Below are 16,491 nucleotides of genomic sequence, written 5' to 3' on the forward strand. Positions count from 1 at the left end.
GCGCATTGGTGAGGACGGCAATCCCAAGATCTTGGCTGTCAACCGCGTGGACCGGCGGTATCGCTGCTGCGGTTTGCGCGCAGCAGGCCCTCTTCTCGAGGCGTCAGTCTTTCTGGCCCAGGCGTGGCTCGGTGCCAGCCATGATTCGCTGCAGGTTGCTGCGGTGACGCCAGATCACCAGGGCCATCGCCAGAAGTGCCACCGTTAGATCAGCGTTGCTGCCATCACCGGCTGCCATCAGTAGCGGCAGACTGATGGCTCCGACCACACTGGAGAGCGACACCATCCTGGAAAGCGACAAGGTCGCAAGGAAGACCCCGAAACAGGCCAGGCCCACTGGCCAGGCCAGTCCAAGGAACATCCCGAAGCCTGTGGCCACTGCTTTGCCACCTTTGAAGCCAAGCCACACCGGCCAGATATGACCTGTTAGTGCCGTCAGCCCCGCCATCACCTCCACCCAGTCGCCAAACGTATGGCCTTGGGTGATCGCGCTGGCCAGAACCACAGCGGCGGCGCCTTTGCCCACATCAATCACAAACACCACCAGGGCAGGACCTTTACCGACCTGGCGAAGCACATTGGTGGCACCCGTGGAGCCGGAGCCGAGTTCACGTAGGTCCAGACCCTTGCACCAGCGTCCGGCCAGATAGCCGCTGGGAATCGAGCCAAGCAGGTAGCCCAGAAGCAGGGAGAGGAGGGCCATCAGAGCAGGTCGTCGTCGATGAGTAATTCCTCTGGCTGGGCAGCGAAGGCCAGCCAGAGGGGGAACTGAAGCACAGGGATGTCCACAGCGCGTTCTGCGGCATCGATCAGGATCAGGGGCACCTCACCGCGTTCTTCCAGGCGATCGGCCCGTTCCACCAGGGCATCAGCGCGATCGAACAGCACGATGCCACTGTTAGGACCGAAGTCCTCGCGGCCGAGCCCGAGGCAATCCTGCAGACCACGTCGCCAGTCCCCGAGTCGTTCTGGCTGTCCAGCCAGGACCAGGGTCTGAAACTGATCGCCATAGAGCTCACCGATGATCGCGATCAGACCGGAGGCCAAAAGAACATTGCGGGGACGACTGCCTCTGCTGGCTTGGGCACCTCGACCTCCCTGGTTGAAGAACCAGTCTTCGAGTAGGGCCACATCGCTGCTATCGAGGCTGCGCCGAAGTTTCCAGGGACCTGCGTAGAAGTCAGGCTGCTCAAGGAAGCCCTGCAGGCTTGCACGGATCAGCTCTTCATCGGGTTTGAACGTGTCGGCAATGGCTGGGGTTGGAACGTTCTCAACAGATGGTTCATTGCTGTTGCTGTTCTGATGATCGAGAGGGGACGGCTGTACCACCATCGGTTGCACGACCAGCTCCAGACTTTCCACCGATTGGGCCAAGTCCTGAAGGGCACCGCCCAGATACTCCTGGAACCCTTTCACCCGTCGTGCGATTGCATCCGACTGTCCAGCGAAGGACTGGCGCAGGTCTTGCTCTAACTGCTGCTTGCGTTGGCTTAATTCCTGGATCTCTTTCTGGAGCGTGTCGCGTCGCTCGACGAGCTCTGCGGTGGCGAGCGTCTGCCAACTAGGGGATTCGGGTCCTGGAACCGTCTGACTCGACCCTCCCGAGGCAGGGGATGCTGGATTGGAACCGGCGTCTTTGTTGCTCTCGGATCGAGCAGATTCAGCGGCAGTGCTTTCATCGGCGGTGTTTTCCGCTGCAGTGCTCTCAGCTGCAGCTGTTTCGGAGGTGTTGCCCGGCGCGGCGTCGTTGCTGTCGCCGATGCCCTTGCTCTGGAGTTCGTCAGCCATGGAACGGTTCAGGACGGATCGCTGCTTGGGGGGGCGTTGTGTTCCAGATTGCCAACTCGCGTGCGTAATTGCTCCTGTAGTTGCTCGGCGTTAAAGATCACTGGGATCAGATGTGGGCTTTTGGATTCCCGGAAATAAAGAACGGTGGGGAATCCCGGCCAGAACACTCGCCAGCTGATCCAGTCTTCATATGGGAAGTTGCGAAGTTGCTGTTCACCCCGCCACACGATCAGAGCACTGTCTTGAAAATCCAGGCGCAGGCTGTAGCTCTGCACAAGCAGGGCCAGGCCAATCAGGCTGTTGATCAGGGTGGGCCAGGGGTGGAGCGGCAGGGGTAGTAGGCCTGGACCGAGCAGCAGAATGACTAGCGGTAGACGCGGGCTCGGAGCAATGCTCACGCCGCTGGTTTGGTCGGGGCTTGGGTTGGGCATGGATCAGACAAATGACGCGTTCGCGTCAACCGAAAAGGAGTTGGGTGAGCAGCACATCCATCAGGGCCACCGTGACGAGGATCATCACCACTGAGCCAGTGGTGCTGGTGCCGACTTCCTTCGGTCCACCAGACGTCGTGAGGCCCCAGCCACAAGACAGCACAGCGATTTGCAGGCCGAATACAACAGCTTTGATCAGCATGAAAGGGAGGTCATCTGGCTGCAGCCAAGTGCGCACCGAGTTCCAGAACACTTCCGGAGGAATGCTGTAAAACTCTGTGCTGGTGACTTGGCCGCTCCAGACAGCAACCGCGAAGAACAGCAGGCACTGCACGGGGGCCATCACCACCATGGCGATCAAGCGGGGAACCACCAGGTATTCCACTGGGTCGGTCCGCAACATGGTGATCGCATCGATCTGTTCGGTCACCTTCATCGTGCCGAGCTGGGCTGCGTAGGCGGTGGCTACTTTTCCGGTGAGCAGCGTGGCGGTGAGCAGGGGTGCGATCTCCCGCGCCAGGCCGATCGCCAGCACACCACCCACGGTCGAGCCTGCCCCCATGCTGCTGAGTTCGGCGGCGACCTGAATATTGAAGACCGAGCCTGCGGCTACTCCAGTGATCAGCACGATTAAAAAGCTGCCAGGACCGGCCTCCATCAGCTGATCAAACAGGTCGATTGTGTTGATCCGGCCGCGAGCGGTGGCGGAAACGGCCTGACCACCGATCAGCAAGCTGCTGCCCAAGCGTCGTAACCAGCGGGGGGCTCTCATCGGTGGTGGCCGCGTGTCACGGGTACTGGAGGTGGGCGCCTCTGTCAGGCCAGCGTCGCATCAGGACGAGGCCAAGAGCCACCATTACAGCTGGAATCAAGCCCATGCAGAGACGGATGGCAAGCAGGGCTGTCTCTGGTTGTTCGATGAACGTGAGGGCACTGTTGCATTCCTGGCTGGAGATGTAGCCAGTCAGGGCGAGAAGTCCGCCGAACAACGACATGCTTAGACCGATGATCAGCTTTTGGACCAGCACCATCCAAGCGGTGTACATGCCGGCAGGGTGTGAAGGGTCGGCATCGATGGCGTCGGGCAGAAGCGACCAGGGGATCAGGTAGGCCGTCGAGGCGCCGAAGCCCACCAGCATGATCAATCCGATCAGTGGGGCCAGACCAAGGCCGCTGATGCCGGCGGCCAAAGGCGAAAACAGCATCGAAAGCAGACAGGCGGCAATCCAGATCCCCCCTCCCCATCGCAGGGCGACCAAGCGGCCGCGCCGGTTCGAGACCAGGCTCCAGACCTGAAGACCTACTAGGGCACTGATCTGGAAGGGAAGCAAAATCCAGGTGGCGATTCCGGAGGGTACGTGAATCACCTGTACCAGCCACATCAGGGCCACCACTTGCATCAGTTGAAGGGCAAACCAGAGCAGTAGGTAGAGCCCGAGCACCATCAGGAAGCGTGGATTGGAGCGAATTCGCCCCAGTTGTTGCAGGACTGGTTCGCTATCGCCGCTTGGTCGCTGGGCTCGTTTGGCGAAGGGGGCAAGGCCCCAGCAGCAGGCCAGGGTGGCGGTGGCGGCTACTGATCCGGTGATGCGCCCCATGACCAGGTAACCCTCAGAGCCGTTGCTGAGTACCATGGCACCGACTATGAGCCCGCTGAGGCCGGCAATAATCGAGCCGGTGAAACGGGCTGCATTGAGCCGGGTGCGGATCGCTGTATCGGGTGTTAACTCAGTGGACAGCGCTGCATAGGGCAGGTTGACACTGGTGTAAGTGGTCATGAGCAGGATGGCCATCACCACGTAGTAGATGGTGCGCTCGCTGACGCTTCCTTCCGGTACCCACCACATCGCTGCAAGGCTGATGCCGAGCGGCAATGCTGCTCCGAGCATCCAGGGCAAACGAGGACCCCAACGGCTGCGGGTGTGATCACTCATCCAGCCAATCAGAGGATCGTTGATCGCATCCCAGACCTTGATCACCGTGAACAGAGAGCCAGCGATCAAGGCTGGTAGCCCAGCAGCACAAGTGAAGAACGGAAAGAGATAGAAGCCAAGCACGGTGGCGGCAAGCCCTGTGCCGGCATCGCCGAGGCCGTAGGCCACCATCAGACGGCGGCGACTGCCTCCGGGAAGCGTGTCAGAGCGGGTCAAGCGGCGAACAGTGGACGGCGCATGGTCATAATGCTTTGGTACTCAGTCAACTGGGTCAACTTCTGACCAGTTGGTTTGTACCAGTGCGGGCGTAGTTTAGTGGTAAAACCTCAGCCTTCCAAGCTGATGATGCGGGTTCGATTCCCGCCGCCCGCTTCCAAAGGCTCCTTTTAAAGATTGCGCCTTGGATCGGGTGCCGAACTGCCTGATTGGAAATGAACACTGGCATCTGGCCCAATGCCGATCAGTTGGGCAGCCATTCCTTTGCCACCATCACCACCATGCTGCGGCTTTCGAGGGGCACGCTGTTCGGGCTCCAAGGTTCAGGGTGTTCGGGTAGGTCTTGACCTGGGGGAAGGGCAGTGTCGATCAGGCGATGCCAGGCTGAGGCGGCTGGTGGCAGGTCGAAATGCATGGCCTTGAAATAGCTGTTGAAGCCCACCCACAGCACCGCACCCCGTTCGCCTTGATGAAGGCTGGTGGCCAGGCAGTGTGACCAGCTGGCCCAGTCGGGTTTTTGCAGTTCCACCCCATGCCACTGGCGCCAGAGTCGATCTGGTTCCTCTCCGCACTTCGGCGCAATTTCGCTGATGGCTGTTTCTGAGTTGAGGAGGTCTGTCAGTTCCCGTCTCGCGTGCAGCAGCCGCTGAAGGAAGCAGAACAGGTCTTGATCACATTGATCCTGCCGCCAGGTCATCCAACTCAGTGGGCTGTCCTGGCACCAGGTGTTGTTGTTGCCGCCTTGGCTGCGTCCCACTTCGTCGCCCATCAGGAGCATCGGGACGCCACGGCTGAGCAGCAGGCTTGTGAGCAGGTTGCGTTGCTGCCGACGGCGCAGGGCCTGAACGGCCAGGTCGGTGCAGGGCCCCTCTACTCCATGGTTCCAGCTGCTGTTGTGGTTCTCTCCGTCGCGGTTGTCTTCGCCATTGGCCAGGTTGTGTTTTCGGTTGAAGCTGACCAGGTCTGCCAGGGTGAAGCCGTCGTGGGCGGTGATGAAATTCACAGAGCGATCAAGTTTGAGCGGCTTACCGTCGTTGAGATCTGGGCTGCCGCGCAGGCGCTGACCCAGCTTCCAAGTGCTGTTCTCATCGCCTTTCCAGAAGCCGCGCAGGTCGTCTCGAAAACGGCCGTTCCAGGCTCCGATCCGCTTGGCAGGAAAATCACTGAGGCGATAAAGCCCGCCGCAGTCCCAGGGTTCGCTCACGAGCTTCAAGTCGCTCAGGTGCGGATCGGCATCAATGGCTTCAAACAGAGGCGGACGGTCGAGTGGTTTGAGGTTCTCGCCGCGGCTGAGGGCAATGCCCAGATCGAATCGGAATCCATCGATGCCTAGCTCAAGGGCCCAGCAACGCATTGATTCCAGGATGAGCTGTCGCACCAAGGGGCGATTGGCGGCAATGCTGTTGCCACAGCCGCTGACATCCTGATAGTCGCCTTTGGCACTTTGGTGGTAGTAGAGCTTGTCGGCAATTCCGCGCCAGCTCAAGGTCGGGCCTTGATGGTTGCCTTCGGTGGTGTGGTTGTAGACGACGTCAAGTAGCACTTCAATGCCGGCGTCATGGCAGGCGGCTACCAGTTCGCGTACCTGGAGCCGGGCCGAGAGCGGATCATCGCCTTCGATGAAACCTTGATGTGGTGCAAACCAGCTCAGGGGGCTATATCCCCAAACGTTGTCTCGGCCTGGTGGCGCGTCCTGGAGATCAAAGGCCTGGATCGGCAGGAGTTCGATCGCTGTGACCCCCAGATTCGCTAGGTAGGGGAGCTTGGTGATCAGCCCGCGCAGGGTGCCCCTCTGTGAGGGCTCAACGCCTGAGTCGTCCCGGCGCGTGAAGCTTCCCACATGCAGCTCGTAGATGACGCTGCTGGTCCAGCTGTGGCGGGGCCGGGGGTGGGCGTCAAAATCGAACCTGTCGCGTTCGCACACCACAGCCTTTAGGCAGGCATCCGTATTAGGGGAGGCGCCTGTGGCTGCACCACGCCGGTACACGTTCCATCCGGCGATCGCTCGGGCACAGGGGTCGAGCAGGACCTTTGCGGGCAGAAATCCATGCCCCCCTGGCTGTAGGGGGCCAAACACGCGATAGCCATAGCAACATCCGGCTTCGAGTCCTTCCACCTCCACGTGCCAGTAGTCACCAGAACGATGGTTGCTGTCAAGCTCGATAATCCGCTCAGCTTGAGCAGCATCAGCATCGGTGAAGAGCAGCAGCTCCACCCGGTTGGCGGTCGGTGCGGCCAGTGAGAAGTTCACGCCCCTTGGCGTGATCGAACTGCCCATCGGCCAGGGGGTACCGCGGTGGATCGTGGCCAATGATCCTGCCCGCGGAACGCAGGACGAACTGTCCACAAGCTAGAGGGGTGCCCACACTGAAGGTTGCGGCCCCAGTGACCATGTCATGACACTGACTTCTTCTTTGGAACAAGGCCGACCGCCTCAACAGATTCGAGAGGATCTTTGGCTGTTTCCGCCAAACCGCGACTGCCTTGGAGGGTCCTCTTGGTGGCTTGACTGTGTACCGGAACCGGTTCTGATCGATTGCCCTCCCCTGACTGAGGCGACGCTTCAAGCGCTGGAGAGGCTTGCCGCTGGAAGGATCCCCAGGCTGTTGCTCACGAACAGGGAAGGGCATGGCCGGGTGCGGCGCTTGCAGGAACGCCTGGGCTGGCCAGTGCTGGTGCAGGAGCAGGAGGCCTATTTGCTGCCTGGGGTTGATCCCTTGGAAACATTTGCACAGACCCACCGCACGGCCTCGGGCCTTCGTCTGCTCTGGACGCCAGGGCCCACTCCGGGCAGCTGTGTGGTGCATGCACCGGCCCCTTGGAACGTGTTGTTCTGCGGACGTCTGCTGGTGCCTGTGGCAGTAGGGGTTCTGGCCGGATTGCAGCATCGACGCACATTTCACTGGCCTCGCCAGCAGCGCAGCCTGGAACGTCTACGTGATTGGGTTGGCTCAGATCCATTGCCATCACTGGCTTCTGGCGCAGGGCTTGGCGCGCTTCGTGGTGAGCGCTTGGCGCCTTGGAGCGCATGGGCTGATGGCTTTCATCAAGCGCCCCATCAGGAGACTCCGACGTAAAGCATTGCTGCATCAGACATTTCGCTTGCCCCAACGGCTCAGCCTCCATACGATTGGCGCGCTCAGGGAAGCCCTAGCGGATGTCGACCTCCGCATCGTCAATCAGCCGCTTCCGCAACTCACTCCCTTTCCATGAACAAAGCTGACCTCGTCAATCTCGTCGCTGCTCGCACTGAGCTCACCAAGACCGATGTCTCCCTAGTGGTGGATGCCGCCATTGAGACCATCATCGATTCCGTCGTTGAAGGCAAAAAGGTGTCGATCCTCGGCTTCGGTTCGTTTGAGCCTCGCGAGCGCTCTGCTCGTCAGGGCCTGAACCCCAAGACCGGCGAAAAGATCAAGATCCCCGCGAAACGCGTGCCTGCTTTCACAGCCGGCAAGATGTTCAAGGATCGCGTCCAGGGCTGATTCAGATGATCATTGCTCCGCCTCTCAACGGCGGTAGCTACTGGGTGGTCCGTTTGGGCCACCTTTTCTTTTGCCAGGCTCATGCGCCGCTTCTTAGCTCCTAACGGCTTGCCTGATCATCTCCAGAAGCGATTTGCTCTGGGTGATGATCTTCGGCGGCAGGGCTACAGGGGCCGTTTTGCACCCACTCCTTCCGGGCCACTGCATCTTGGCAATCTGCGCACAGCCTTGATGTCTTGGTTGGTGGCCAGGCGGGCTGGCGGTCGCTGGCTGTTGCGAATCGATGATCTCGATACTCCACGGATTCGATCAGGTTCCATCGCCTCTGTTTTGGAAGATCTGCGCTGGTTGGGTCTCGACTGGGATGGACCAGTGCTGTTTCAGAGCCATCGGCGAGGGATCTATAGCGGAGTGCTATCCCACTTGCGTCGTCAAGGAGACCTCTTCCCTTGTCGCTGCAGCCGGCGTGAGCTCGCTGCGAGTCGGATTTATCCAGGCACCTGCCGCGACAAGACCCATGGTTGGGGCTGGGAACAGCAGCGATTACCTGCGTGGAGATTGCGAGTTGCGGCTGCTGCCTCTCAGACCTGCGGGGATGTGGTGGTGCGCCGAGCAGATGGATTCATCGCTTATCACCTCGCGACGGCTGTGGATGAATTGGTCTGCGGGATCACTGAGGTGGTGCGAGGGGCCGATCTGGCTCCAGCCCGAGCGGCCCAGATGGCGGTGATGGCCGCCTTGGATCAGGGGGCACCGCGCTATTGCCATGTTCCCCTGCTTTTGGATGGCTCAGGCGAGAAACTGTCGAAGCGAGAAGCCAGTGAAGGCCTTGCGGCATGGCGGGAGAGAGGGGCTCGCGCAGAGCAGGTGATTGGTCTCCTCGCAGAGCAACTGGATCTTGTTCCTCAATCCACAGTGCTGTCGCTTCAGGAGCTTTTGGAGAGTGTGCGAAGCAATCCAGAAGGCCTCGAGGCTGTGCTCGAGGCCTGATTCTTTGTAAAAACTTCGGGATTGCTGCCGTTTAGACGCCCCACACTGGCGATGGGGAGTTTGAGGGAGGGCCGATGATCTGTCCACGTTGCGGCGGGAGCGGTATTCAGCGGGTTGCTGATCAACGTTTCCGCACCTGTCAGGACTGTCTGGGACAGGGTGTGATTCTTGTTTCCGGCTCTGTGAGTCCAGAGCCGGAAACGCCAAGATCCGATCCGGATCGGGCCGTTCAGGTCAGCGCAGCTGCTTCTTCCTTTGCTGCCAGATGAAAAAGACTGCGGTGACAACCACCGCCAGCAGGGGCACGGTGGTGAACAGCAGTAAGGCGACAGCGGTCCAGTCGGTGTACATCCGCAAACAAACAAAGCAAGTGCATCATCTCAGCTGAGCGCTGATGTTGGTCTCTCACCACTCCACTTGACGGAGATTGTCAACAGTGGACCAGCTCATTTCGGCCGCGGACGCGATTGCTCAGGTTCTCTGTCGCGTCGAATTGTCGCTTTTCTGATCGGCTTTCAAGCACGATGCTTGGGTTGGTGATGACCATGTTGTTCTTTGATCCTGAGTCATGCGTTTGGCAGCAGTGAGTTCTGCCGTTGCTCTGTTTTTGCCCATGGCTGCTTTCGTGCCGCTAGCCCCTGTTTTGGCCAGTAGCGTTGGGCGTCTGATTCCCCTGGTTCAGGACTGCTTCTCAACCCAGAGGCCGAGCGCCTGTGAGCAAGCGCTCTTGCAATCTGAGGCTCTGCAGCAGCGAGCCGCTGACCAAGATCGCTACCCCTGCCAGAGCATGGTGCTGGGAGTGCAGGCCGAGGTGGTGATGGTGCAGCTGCAGGCCGGGAGGGGCAAGCTTGCTTATGAAACTCTCAATGCGGTGCGTCAACGCTGCAGAGGTCTCTAGCTTGAGCGCGAGGCATCTCACGGTCAGGAGCAGCAGCATGGGAGCAGTAAAGACGTCCCCTGTCCTTCCTTGGACGGCTGGTGTGCTGATCGCGTTGGTCGGGGGGATCGGTCCGGTTAGGGCCCAGGTTCGTTTCGATGATTGTCAGCCGATTTCTGGCGGCGGCATCACCTGCAACACCGTTCCCTATGGCAACACCCGTATGAACATGATTGATGGGGAATACGGTCTGATGGATCAGGCCAGTCCAGGTTGGGCTGAATACGATCCTTATGAGGGATATGAAGACATGCTGGGGGGCAACCAGACGTGAACTCTGGAACTGAGTTTCAGAGGATTGCTCGAGCCCCATTAGCGTTGACCAGGCTCCTTGGAGATGGGAATGATGGCTGTTTCGCAGCTGCAGAAGGATGAGTGGAGGGATTTCTTGCTCCAGGAAGTGGTGAGTTTCCTTGGGGCTCGCAAAGACGATATCCACTGCAATTACGAACGCAGCAGTGTGGGAAAAGTACCTCTTGAGGTGTTGGATCAAGCGGGACTGTTGGATGTGGAGGTGGCCATCACCTTCCTCCAGGACAAACGGCCTAGTTGGGGGCTTGGCAAGGGATTCTTGGGTATGAATCTGATCAAGTGATCGTCACTGTTGGGGCAGCAGCGATTGATCTCCATCTCCGCTATCGATGGTCTCAACGCCCTTCGATGTACCAGCGTTAGGTTGTCTCTGAGGATCGATGGGTCATTGTGGTCGATTGGAACGATGATCAGGACTATCGCGAGGGCTGGTGCGACACCAAGGAGAGAGCGGAGAAGCCCCATCGAGTCTTCACGTTTAAGGAGGCTGGTGTTGCCCGTTTCAATGATGTGGTCGATGACGGTTACGACGAAGCTGAACACAACGCCTAATCCGAAGCCGTTGCTGCCGGCTGTCTTTGGTCAAGATCATGGTCTGGATCAACGGTCGTGGAAACATTGCCTAGGGCAAGCACGGTTCTCTCCCCGCTAGCTGTGGTGCTACAAACGGAGCCTGAACAACTGATCCATGGCTGCTAAGTCCACAACGCAACCGAATGCCCGTTGCTGGGTTTGGTTCAAGGGAGGCTTGAATGAGCCGTCCCATTGGCGGGGGGGCTGGTATGGAGCTCCCTCTGTTCTCGGTGGAATCAGGATTGAGCACAGTGATTACGTGCCTTGTCGCTGTCCGGATTGGCGTGTGGTGTTTGAGGAGCCTCAGGATCTCAATCAACCACCCGTGATCCCAGAAGATAGTGAATGGAAGTTGTTCCCCACCGAACCCACTTGATCGGGGTTCTGGATGGGGGCAGGGAGAGGCGATGTCAAAACTTGATCAATTTCGGGTGAAATCCTCGATCGTTTGATCGGCCTGGAATGAACGTTTTCGGCCGAGCACTTTGCGCTTCACGACGCCTTTGCTCTTTTGATACCGGATCAGCTCCCCATCTTCCAGAGTGTTCAGGCTAAGTACACCATTTTCTCTATATTCTCGCTCGAATGGCACAACCCAAGATGTGCCATTGTCTAAAACATAGATGACTTCGGTTTTGTCATCACTGATGCAGAATCGAACCTTGATATCGTCGAAGACTCCGACATCGCTCACAAACTCTGCATCGAAATACGAGCAAGCTTGAGATCTTTCAAACTCATCCTTGATGTTGGCGAAGCCTGGGCCCGTCGCGGCCATGAACAAAACCATGAGCGCAATCAGCTGGGAGATTTTATTCGAAGACATCGTGGCCGCGCTTTCTTCAGGCTTGATTTGAATCGTCATAGCAGCGTTCGAGCCCGCTGTCCGCTGGGATTGAGTGCTGCAACGTCTGAACGTCTCTTGTCCGCTCTGGAAGGGTTGTGTTTCTAGATCCAGCTTGTTGGCAATAGGGTTCACAAGAGTTTTGGTGCTTGCGAACAAGGCCACAGGCACGCTTGAGCCAAGCCATCAGGTCGCACATCGAATGCGGTAGATGGTGTGTGCATCGGAGTGAGGGGGCAACGCGCGCAACAAGCCACTCAGCTTCCTGGCGGACTCATTGCTTTCATCGACCTCATGCCTTGGTCGAGATGACTCCAAGGTCGTGATAGCTGCTATTCAATGCAGTTCATTGGGATGATCTGACATTGAGCGAATGCCGGGGAGCTTGATTCTTAATCTCTGAAAGCCATGCAAAATCCCTTAGGGAAAAATAGGCCAGTCAGTGAAGTGGAGGGTTGATCGATTTCCTCTTCAGGCCAATTGAAACCGTGTCACTCTGCAGCTACTCAACATCCATGTCGCTTGCATCCAAGACCTGCCACTCAGGCTCACCTTCCTGATCGCAGAACTCGATTGCATCCTCCTCAGAGGCAAACATCGCCACTTCTCGGTAGATCCCTTCCGTGTCCGTTGGTGCCATCACCACCCATCGCGGTTCGGGGTCCCAATGATCCATGCTCCTTTGGCGGTAATCGGTCTTGGCTCAGCATCTTCGCGGAGACTTCGCGGGGGCGAGGAGAAGCTTTGATCAGCTAGCAGCCTGTTTCAGTTCTCGATGGACGCGGAGTTGTTGGCAGGCTCCCCGTCTTCCTGTCCAGGGCTGTCGGCCTGTGGAGAGTCACTGGAGAGTCATCCCGTCTGTGGGTCGTAACACTTCAGTCATCCCAGTGACTCCTGCTTGGATCAAGGCGCTGCGGGTGTTTGTGGAGACACTTACTTTTTCTTGCCGATGCGAATGGTTCGTGGATTCAGTGGACAAGCCAAGGCATGGAAGGGGGCATGACTCCCATCATGGACAAGGCTTCCCATCGGTTGCGCGTTGGAACTGTCGAGTTTCATTGGGATGCCTGGATCACTGTTGTTCTAAGAAGTCCACCTTGCTTTGCGCGATAGGTATTAGCCCCCATTTTGCTCTGGAGCCAGGGCTTTGATCCAGGCGAACCCCTTGATTAACGAAGAAATCTGTCAGCCACACTCTTGTATTGGCAAGTTTTGATGCATTTATTCCTTGTGTCCTATTAGCACACATTCATTCAGGTTTTTTGTTGCTTGATGCTGCTGGCAGCATGGTTGTGTCAGCGTAGGTCTTGATCGTGCAAAATCTGAAACTTGGTTGTGGTGATGGGAGGCGATCACCTTCTTCCTAATCAGGGGGGTGTTGGCGATGAATCTCCCAGTGGCGTGAACTGATCGAGTGAGGATCGATTGAATTGATCTGTGCAGACAACTACTAGCTGGGAGTAGATCGAACCATTTTTAGATGGTGTGAAAGCTTGTTTGCAAACCTTCGAGGTGATCGCTTCCCACTGCGCCAGATCGGGTGTCGGCAGTTTATGTTTCAGCGCTTTCAGGGATTGATTCCGCTGCTCGGCAGCGCAGGCTTGCATTTCGATCGTGGCCATGCCTGGGCACTGATGAGTGCGCTGAGTCGTGCCTGTTGCCTGGGTCGCAGCTCGTGTCCTCGATGCATGCTCAATGGACCTCTCCCCGCATGAGCTCGCGCTGATGGCCTGATTTGTGCGCAGCATCTGAAACATGGGAGTGGCATCTCTCAGCACATGGCAGAGCATCATTCCTCAGGTACTGGCAGCGGTCTAAGCCTGAGAGTGAGGTCGACTCAGGTGGCTGACGGCATTTGAGTTGATCCGGTGAGTAGAGGAGGGGAACCGCGCCCCTTCTCTACTTTCCCCGGGTAACGGGGTTGAGCTGGTGAGGACTAGGGATGGATTTCACCAGCACAACCACCTGATCTCAAGCTTGCTCGTGTTTGATGGGCTCTGAATGGATGGTTGTTCATCCAAGCCAGGCTGTCGCTTCCGATCGGAGCTGCAGTGTCTGTGGCCAGCCTGAGCTGGGAAGAACTCTCAAAAAAAAGAGCCATCACCCCTCGTGACAGCTCGAAGCATTTTCCTGAAATTAAACTATTCAGGAATGGTGGCCTTTGGCAAGCAAGATCAGGAGAGCCGACCTGTGTGATCGGTGTGGCTTATGCATTGGCTGATGGGAGTGGGCGGCTGGCTCGTGATGTTGTTTTCTCTTTGCTTGAATTCACAGCTATTTCACCCCGAAAGTCATCACCCATCCCCAATCCTGGATTTGATTTTCGGCAAGCCACAGCTGAAATGCTGGCTTGAAGCCTGGATGGGTTTGAGAGATCAATGTGATCGGGTCTGACGGAACACCTCTGAGCCCTTCTCGTGCAGAGATTTTGCATCCCTGCGCCCCCTTAAGGTCGCCGGGATGTGATCTGGTCAAGCACAGTTGTCACCCTGTTGCAGCGGGAACACGCTGACGCCACTGACGACATTGGCATCCATCAGGACTCGTACTTGCACCCCGCCTTTGGGGTCTTCGGCCATTTCCACAGAAAGACCAACTAGCTCATCTCCGGAGCTATTGATGTAATCCAAAAGTTGCAACCTCTTGAGAATTTTTGGCTCTGTCACGGGTGCCTCTTACTGCACTACACCGCACAGGCATAACCCACGAGGCCAGGCTGCTGTGTGGCAAATGATTTTGAGCACCGCTCTTCAGGCTGCAAGCCGAACGTCTGAAGCCAAAGCGACAGTCTTTGGATTGAGGTGTTCATGGAATCGATGGGTCAGCTTGCTACCGATTGGCGTTGGAGATGCCGAAGCCTTGTGCCGCCTTCGGGTTGAGTACTCACTCCATTCACTCAACTTGTTCAGGCCTTTCGTCCCCTCGTGTTGAACAGGTCAAGGTTGTGCCGATAACACACATTCCCTCAAGCCGAGGAGGCTCTTTGCGGCAAGGTGCACATCTGGAAGTTGCGCTGGTGACTCCTCCCGTGGAGCACCAGGACAACCCCATTGCCCGGGGAAAGCAGAAAAGGGAGAAACGGAACCCTTCTCTGCTGACCGGATCGACTCAGCGTCTCTTCCGAGTCCCCATTACTTTCATCGATTGTGTGGCGGTGCTCTTAAGAGAATGATCCGCAGCCGGGTGCCGAGAGCTGCTGTCCGCATGTTACGGATGCTGCTGCCCTTGATTCAGTTGATGCAACGCCCAATTCCTCTGGGCGAGTTCGGGTTCAGCCGGATTGGTAGAGCTTGATTATTTGCTTCAGGGCCGTCCTTATTGCCTTTGGCCTCGATCTTGATTGATCTGTTGGGGAATTCTGTTCAGTGGTTGTGCTGGTGAATCACTTTCCAAGCCCTCACCAGCCCAACACCGATGGAGAGGTACAGAGAGAAGACGCTGGCAGCCCCTCTCCCTGTACTCCCGAAGAGACCCAAGAGGCGCCCCCCTTGAGCTGAAAACACTGTCGTTCGACGCGGAGAGAAAAGCTACAGCAATGATTGTTTGCTCGCTGATCGATGAACGCTGCGTCTGTGACGGGTGATGCCTGGAATGGTGTGTCGATGACCTCGCCGGATGGTGGCGAGGTCAATGGGTGTTCCACCTAAGACAAACGCCCCGGATTGGGGCCAGATCTTGGAGGGTGCTGGATCAAGCGCGTTAGCGGGTGTAGGTCACTCCGCGGTAGGTGCAAGACCTTGTGGGCGAGCCGATGCGAGGCGCCTGGTGGGCCGAGGTGTAGTCGGCCGAGACAGGCTGCATGGCGTTGTGCCGCTTCGCTGCATCACGTAATTGCTCACGTTGCAGCTGCTTCTGGATCAATGAGAGGGGGGACATCAGTCGTCTCCACAGCGTTCAGGCCCCCGTTGCTTGGCCTGAATCGAACTGCACCTGCACATTGCAGGCCAACGATTTTTTGATTGTACAGGATCAGCTCAAACACTGCTGTTTCCACTTGGTAAGGGACGGAGTGAAATCCCTAAGGAATCGAAGGCAAACAGTGTCTTGTTGTTTTGCAGTGGAGTGGAGCTGTTGTGTGTGCTCAGTGAAGAAATTAGAGCTAAGTTCGCTCTGGTGTTTCTTTGCTTCTTTTCCATGGCCTCCCGCTTCTTTCATGTCCAGCACGAGTTTCGAGCTGGTAAGAGTCAGCAGTGGTGGGATGCTGCTCAGAAAGCGATGGCTCCAGGTGGAGGTTGGGATGAAGCCGTATCGAAGAATCTGCAGGCTGGTTTTTTTAATCATTCATTCAATCCCATTGCTCCGGAAGGCCCCGCTTTTTGTATCTGGGAAGTGCAGGAGGGAATCACTGATGAGCAGTTTCAGGATTTCATTGATGGACCTCATGGCCCCGATTTTGGCCTCGGTGCCTTCATGAATATTTGCCGGGAAATTAACGTGGAACTCGCAGGTAATACTCCCTATCCCCGTAAGTTTGTCTAAGTCTGACAAGCCCGCTCAGCTCGGTTGGCTGGGCGGGCTTTTGGCTGGGAGGGTGAGTACGTGGTTTTGGCAGATTAGAGACAGATATCAATTCAGCTTGAGCTCTCGGCTTCGGCGGAGGTGGTGGAGTGGCCACCACCTAGAATGGTCTGCTTGGGATTACAGTCCGATCAGGTGAAGTAGTCCTTCGCCTGTTGCCAGCTCTGTCACGATTGCGGCCATGAATCCAAGCATGGCGCATCTGCCGTTCAGCTGTTCGGCTCGCTGGTGGAAGCCCCAGCCAGCCTCCGCTTCAGCAATTTGGATAGGGGGCTCTTTGGCATAAACATTCTCATGCCCTTCAGCATCATGGGTGACCAGGCCGGTGGGTGCGTTGAATGTGGTTGCAGTCATGGGTGTCTCCGAGAGGGACCTGTTTGGTCTATAAAAACCTCCCGGAAACCCAGTAATAGCTTCAACACTGGACTTAGACGCTGCTCTGTGGGGGTAGTTGTGGGGGTCG

General features: G+C 57.5%; 22 protein-coding genes and 1 tRNA gene. 11 read left to right on the plus strand and 12 right to left on the minus strand.

Annotated elements, in window-relative coordinates; all coding sequences use genetic code 11:
• Nucleotides 1-103 precede the first annotated feature (103 nt).
• The 5 genes from plsY to DXY16_RS12130 are packed head-to-tail and all read right to left on the minus strand — an operon-like array spanning nt 104 to nt 4,324.
• Entirely contained in the window at nt 104-703 is a 600-nt protein-coding gene (plsY, locus tag DXY16_RS12110; protein ID WP_115121428.1) for a glycerol-3-phosphate 1-O-acyltransferase PlsY, read from the minus strand.
• Complete coding sequence (locus tag DXY16_RS12115; RefSeq protein ID WP_115121429.1) at nt 703-1,788, minus strand: DUF3086 domain-containing protein; 1,086 nt, start codon at nt 1,786-1,788, stop codon at nt 703-705. Before DXY16_RS12115 ends, plsY begins: the two co-directional genes overlap by 1 nt.
• Before the next feature lie 8 nt (nt 1,789-1,796).
• Nucleotides 1,797-2,219, minus strand: coding sequence for a DUF3119 family protein (locus DXY16_RS12120; RefSeq protein WP_115121430.1), 423 nt, complete (start codon nt 2,217-2,219; stop codon nt 1,797-1,799).
• Between the two features lie 25 nt (nt 2,220-2,244).
• A complete protein-coding gene (locus DXY16_RS12125) occupies nt 2,245-2,991 on the minus strand; it encodes an ABC transporter permease (protein WP_115121431.1) in 747 nt (248 codons plus the stop codon).
• Between the two features lie 16 nt (nt 2,992-3,007).
• Nucleotides 3,008-4,324, minus strand: coding sequence for an MFS transporter (locus DXY16_RS12130; RefSeq protein ID WP_115121443.1), 1,317 nt, complete (start codon nt 4,322-4,324; stop codon nt 3,008-3,010).
• A 130-nt stretch (nt 4,325-4,454) separates the two neighbouring features.
• On the opposite strand from DXY16_RS12130, the gene DXY16_RS12135 reads away from it, so the two are divergent.
• Nucleotides 4,455-4,525, plus strand: a tRNA-Gly gene (locus DXY16_RS12135).
• Nucleotides 4,526-4,613: 88 nt separating this feature from the next.
• Here DXY16_RS12135 and DXY16_RS12140 read toward each other — a convergent pair.
• On the minus strand, nt 4,614-6,647 hold the full coding sequence (locus tag DXY16_RS12140) for a glycogen-debranching protein (protein ID WP_115121432.1): 2,034 nt from the start codon (nt 6,645-6,647) through the stop codon (nt 4,614-4,616).
• Between the two features lie 118 nt (nt 6,648-6,765).
• Between DXY16_RS12140 and DXY16_RS12145 the strand changes: the two genes are divergently transcribed.
• From DXY16_RS12145 to DXY16_RS12175, 8 genes are all read left to right on the plus strand, one after another.
• Nucleotides 6,766-7,446: an MBL fold metallo-hydrolase gene (locus DXY16_RS12145; RefSeq protein ID WP_115121433.1), complete on the plus strand. Its 681-nt coding sequence runs from the start codon at nt 6,766-6,768 to the stop codon at nt 7,444-7,446.
• A 132-nt stretch (nt 7,447-7,578) separates the two neighbouring features.
• Nucleotides 7,579-7,854, plus strand: coding sequence for an HU family DNA-binding protein (locus tag DXY16_RS12150; RefSeq protein WP_006043393.1), 276 nt, complete (start codon nt 7,579-7,581; stop codon nt 7,852-7,854).
• A gap of 81 nt (nt 7,855-7,935) precedes the next feature.
• Nucleotides 7,936-8,844 carry a tRNA glutamyl-Q(34) synthetase GluQRS gene (gene gluQRS, locus DXY16_RS12155; RefSeq protein ID WP_115121434.1) on the plus strand — a complete coding sequence of 303 codons (909 nt, stop codon included), beginning with the start codon at nt 7,936-7,938 and terminating at the stop codon, nt 8,842-8,844.
• Nucleotides 8,845-9,412: 568 nt separating this feature from the next.
• Nucleotides 9,413-9,742 (plus strand): hypothetical protein, encoded by a 330-nt coding sequence (locus DXY16_RS12160; RefSeq protein ID WP_244281675.1) that lies wholly within the window; start codon nt 9,413-9,415, stop codon nt 9,740-9,742.
• Nucleotides 9,743-9,779: 37 nt separating this feature from the next.
• Nucleotides 9,780-10,055, plus strand: coding sequence for a lactate dehydrogenase (locus DXY16_RS12165; protein ID WP_244281676.1), 276 nt, complete (start codon nt 9,780-9,782; stop codon nt 10,053-10,055).
• Nucleotides 10,056-10,127: 72 nt separating this feature from the next.
• Complete coding sequence (locus DXY16_RS12170; RefSeq protein ID WP_115121446.1) at nt 10,128-10,376, plus strand: hypothetical protein; 249 nt, start codon at nt 10,128-10,130, stop codon at nt 10,374-10,376.
• Nucleotides 10,377-10,483: 107 nt separating this feature from the next.
• The gene (locus tag DXY16_RS14875) at nt 10,484-10,645 is read left to right on the plus strand and encodes a hypothetical protein (RefSeq protein ID WP_170953951.1); all 162 of its coding nucleotides are present in this window, start codon (nt 10,484-10,486) and stop codon (nt 10,643-10,645) included.
• 136 nt (nt 10,646-10,781) lie between these two features.
• Nucleotides 10,782-11,042, plus strand: coding sequence for a hypothetical protein (locus DXY16_RS12175; RefSeq protein ID WP_170953952.1), 261 nt, complete (start codon nt 10,782-10,784; stop codon nt 11,040-11,042).
• A gap of 45 nt (nt 11,043-11,087) precedes the next feature.
• Here the strand turns inward: DXY16_RS12175 and DXY16_RS15215 are convergent, their stop codons facing one another.
• From DXY16_RS15215 to DXY16_RS14455, 3 genes are all read right to left on the minus strand, one after another.
• Complete coding sequence (locus DXY16_RS15215; protein WP_244281677.1) at nt 11,088-11,681, minus strand: hypothetical protein; 594 nt, start codon at nt 11,679-11,681, stop codon at nt 11,088-11,090.
• 331 nt (nt 11,682-12,012) lie between these two features.
• Nucleotides 12,013-12,186 carry a hypothetical protein gene (locus tag DXY16_RS14880; protein WP_170953953.1) on the minus strand — a complete coding sequence of 58 codons (174 nt, stop codon included), beginning with the start codon at nt 12,184-12,186 and terminating at the stop codon, nt 12,013-12,015.
• Between the two features lie 691 nt (nt 12,187-12,877).
• Entirely contained in the window at nt 12,878-13,132 is a 255-nt protein-coding gene (locus tag DXY16_RS14455) for a DUF1311 domain-containing protein (RefSeq protein ID WP_137007094.1), read from the minus strand.
• A 435-nt stretch (nt 13,133-13,567) separates the two neighbouring features.
• Here DXY16_RS14455 and DXY16_RS12190 point away from each other — a divergent pair, with 435 nt between their 5' ends.
• Entirely contained in the window at nt 13,568-13,864 is a 297-nt protein-coding gene (locus tag DXY16_RS12190; RefSeq protein WP_137007095.1) for a hypothetical protein, read from the plus strand.
• A gap of 117 nt (nt 13,865-13,981) precedes the next feature.
• On the opposite strand, the gene DXY16_RS14460 is transcribed toward DXY16_RS12190, so the two are convergent.
• Together DXY16_RS14460 and DXY16_RS14885 are read right to left on the minus strand one after the other, a co-directional pair.
• The gene (locus DXY16_RS14460) at nt 13,982-14,176 is read right to left on the minus strand and encodes a hypothetical protein (RefSeq protein ID WP_137007096.1); all 195 of its coding nucleotides are present in this window, start codon (nt 14,174-14,176) and stop codon (nt 13,982-13,984) included.
• Between the two features lie 1,033 nt (nt 14,177-15,209).
• The gene (locus DXY16_RS14885) at nt 15,210-15,386 is read right to left on the minus strand and encodes a hypothetical protein (protein WP_170953954.1); all 177 of its coding nucleotides are present in this window, start codon (nt 15,384-15,386) and stop codon (nt 15,210-15,212) included.
• 258 nt (nt 15,387-15,644) lie between these two features.
• On the opposite strand from DXY16_RS14885, the gene DXY16_RS12195 reads away from it, so the two are divergent.
• Nucleotides 15,645-15,989 (plus strand): hypothetical protein, encoded by a 345-nt coding sequence (locus DXY16_RS12195; RefSeq protein WP_115121449.1) that lies wholly within the window; start codon nt 15,645-15,647, stop codon nt 15,987-15,989.
• A 159-nt stretch (nt 15,990-16,148) separates the two neighbouring features.
• On the opposite strand, the gene DXY16_RS12200 is transcribed toward DXY16_RS12195, so the two are convergent.
• A complete protein-coding gene (locus tag DXY16_RS12200) occupies nt 16,149-16,382 on the minus strand; it encodes a chlorophyll a/b-binding protein (protein ID WP_115121437.1) in 234 nt (77 codons plus the stop codon).
• Nucleotides 16,383-16,491: the final 109 nt, after the last annotated feature.

Origin of the sequence: Synechococcus sp. UW105, assembly GCF_900473935.1 — a bacterium.
GTDB lineage: Bacteria > Cyanobacteriota > Cyanobacteriia > PCC-6307 > Cyanobiaceae > Synechococcus_C.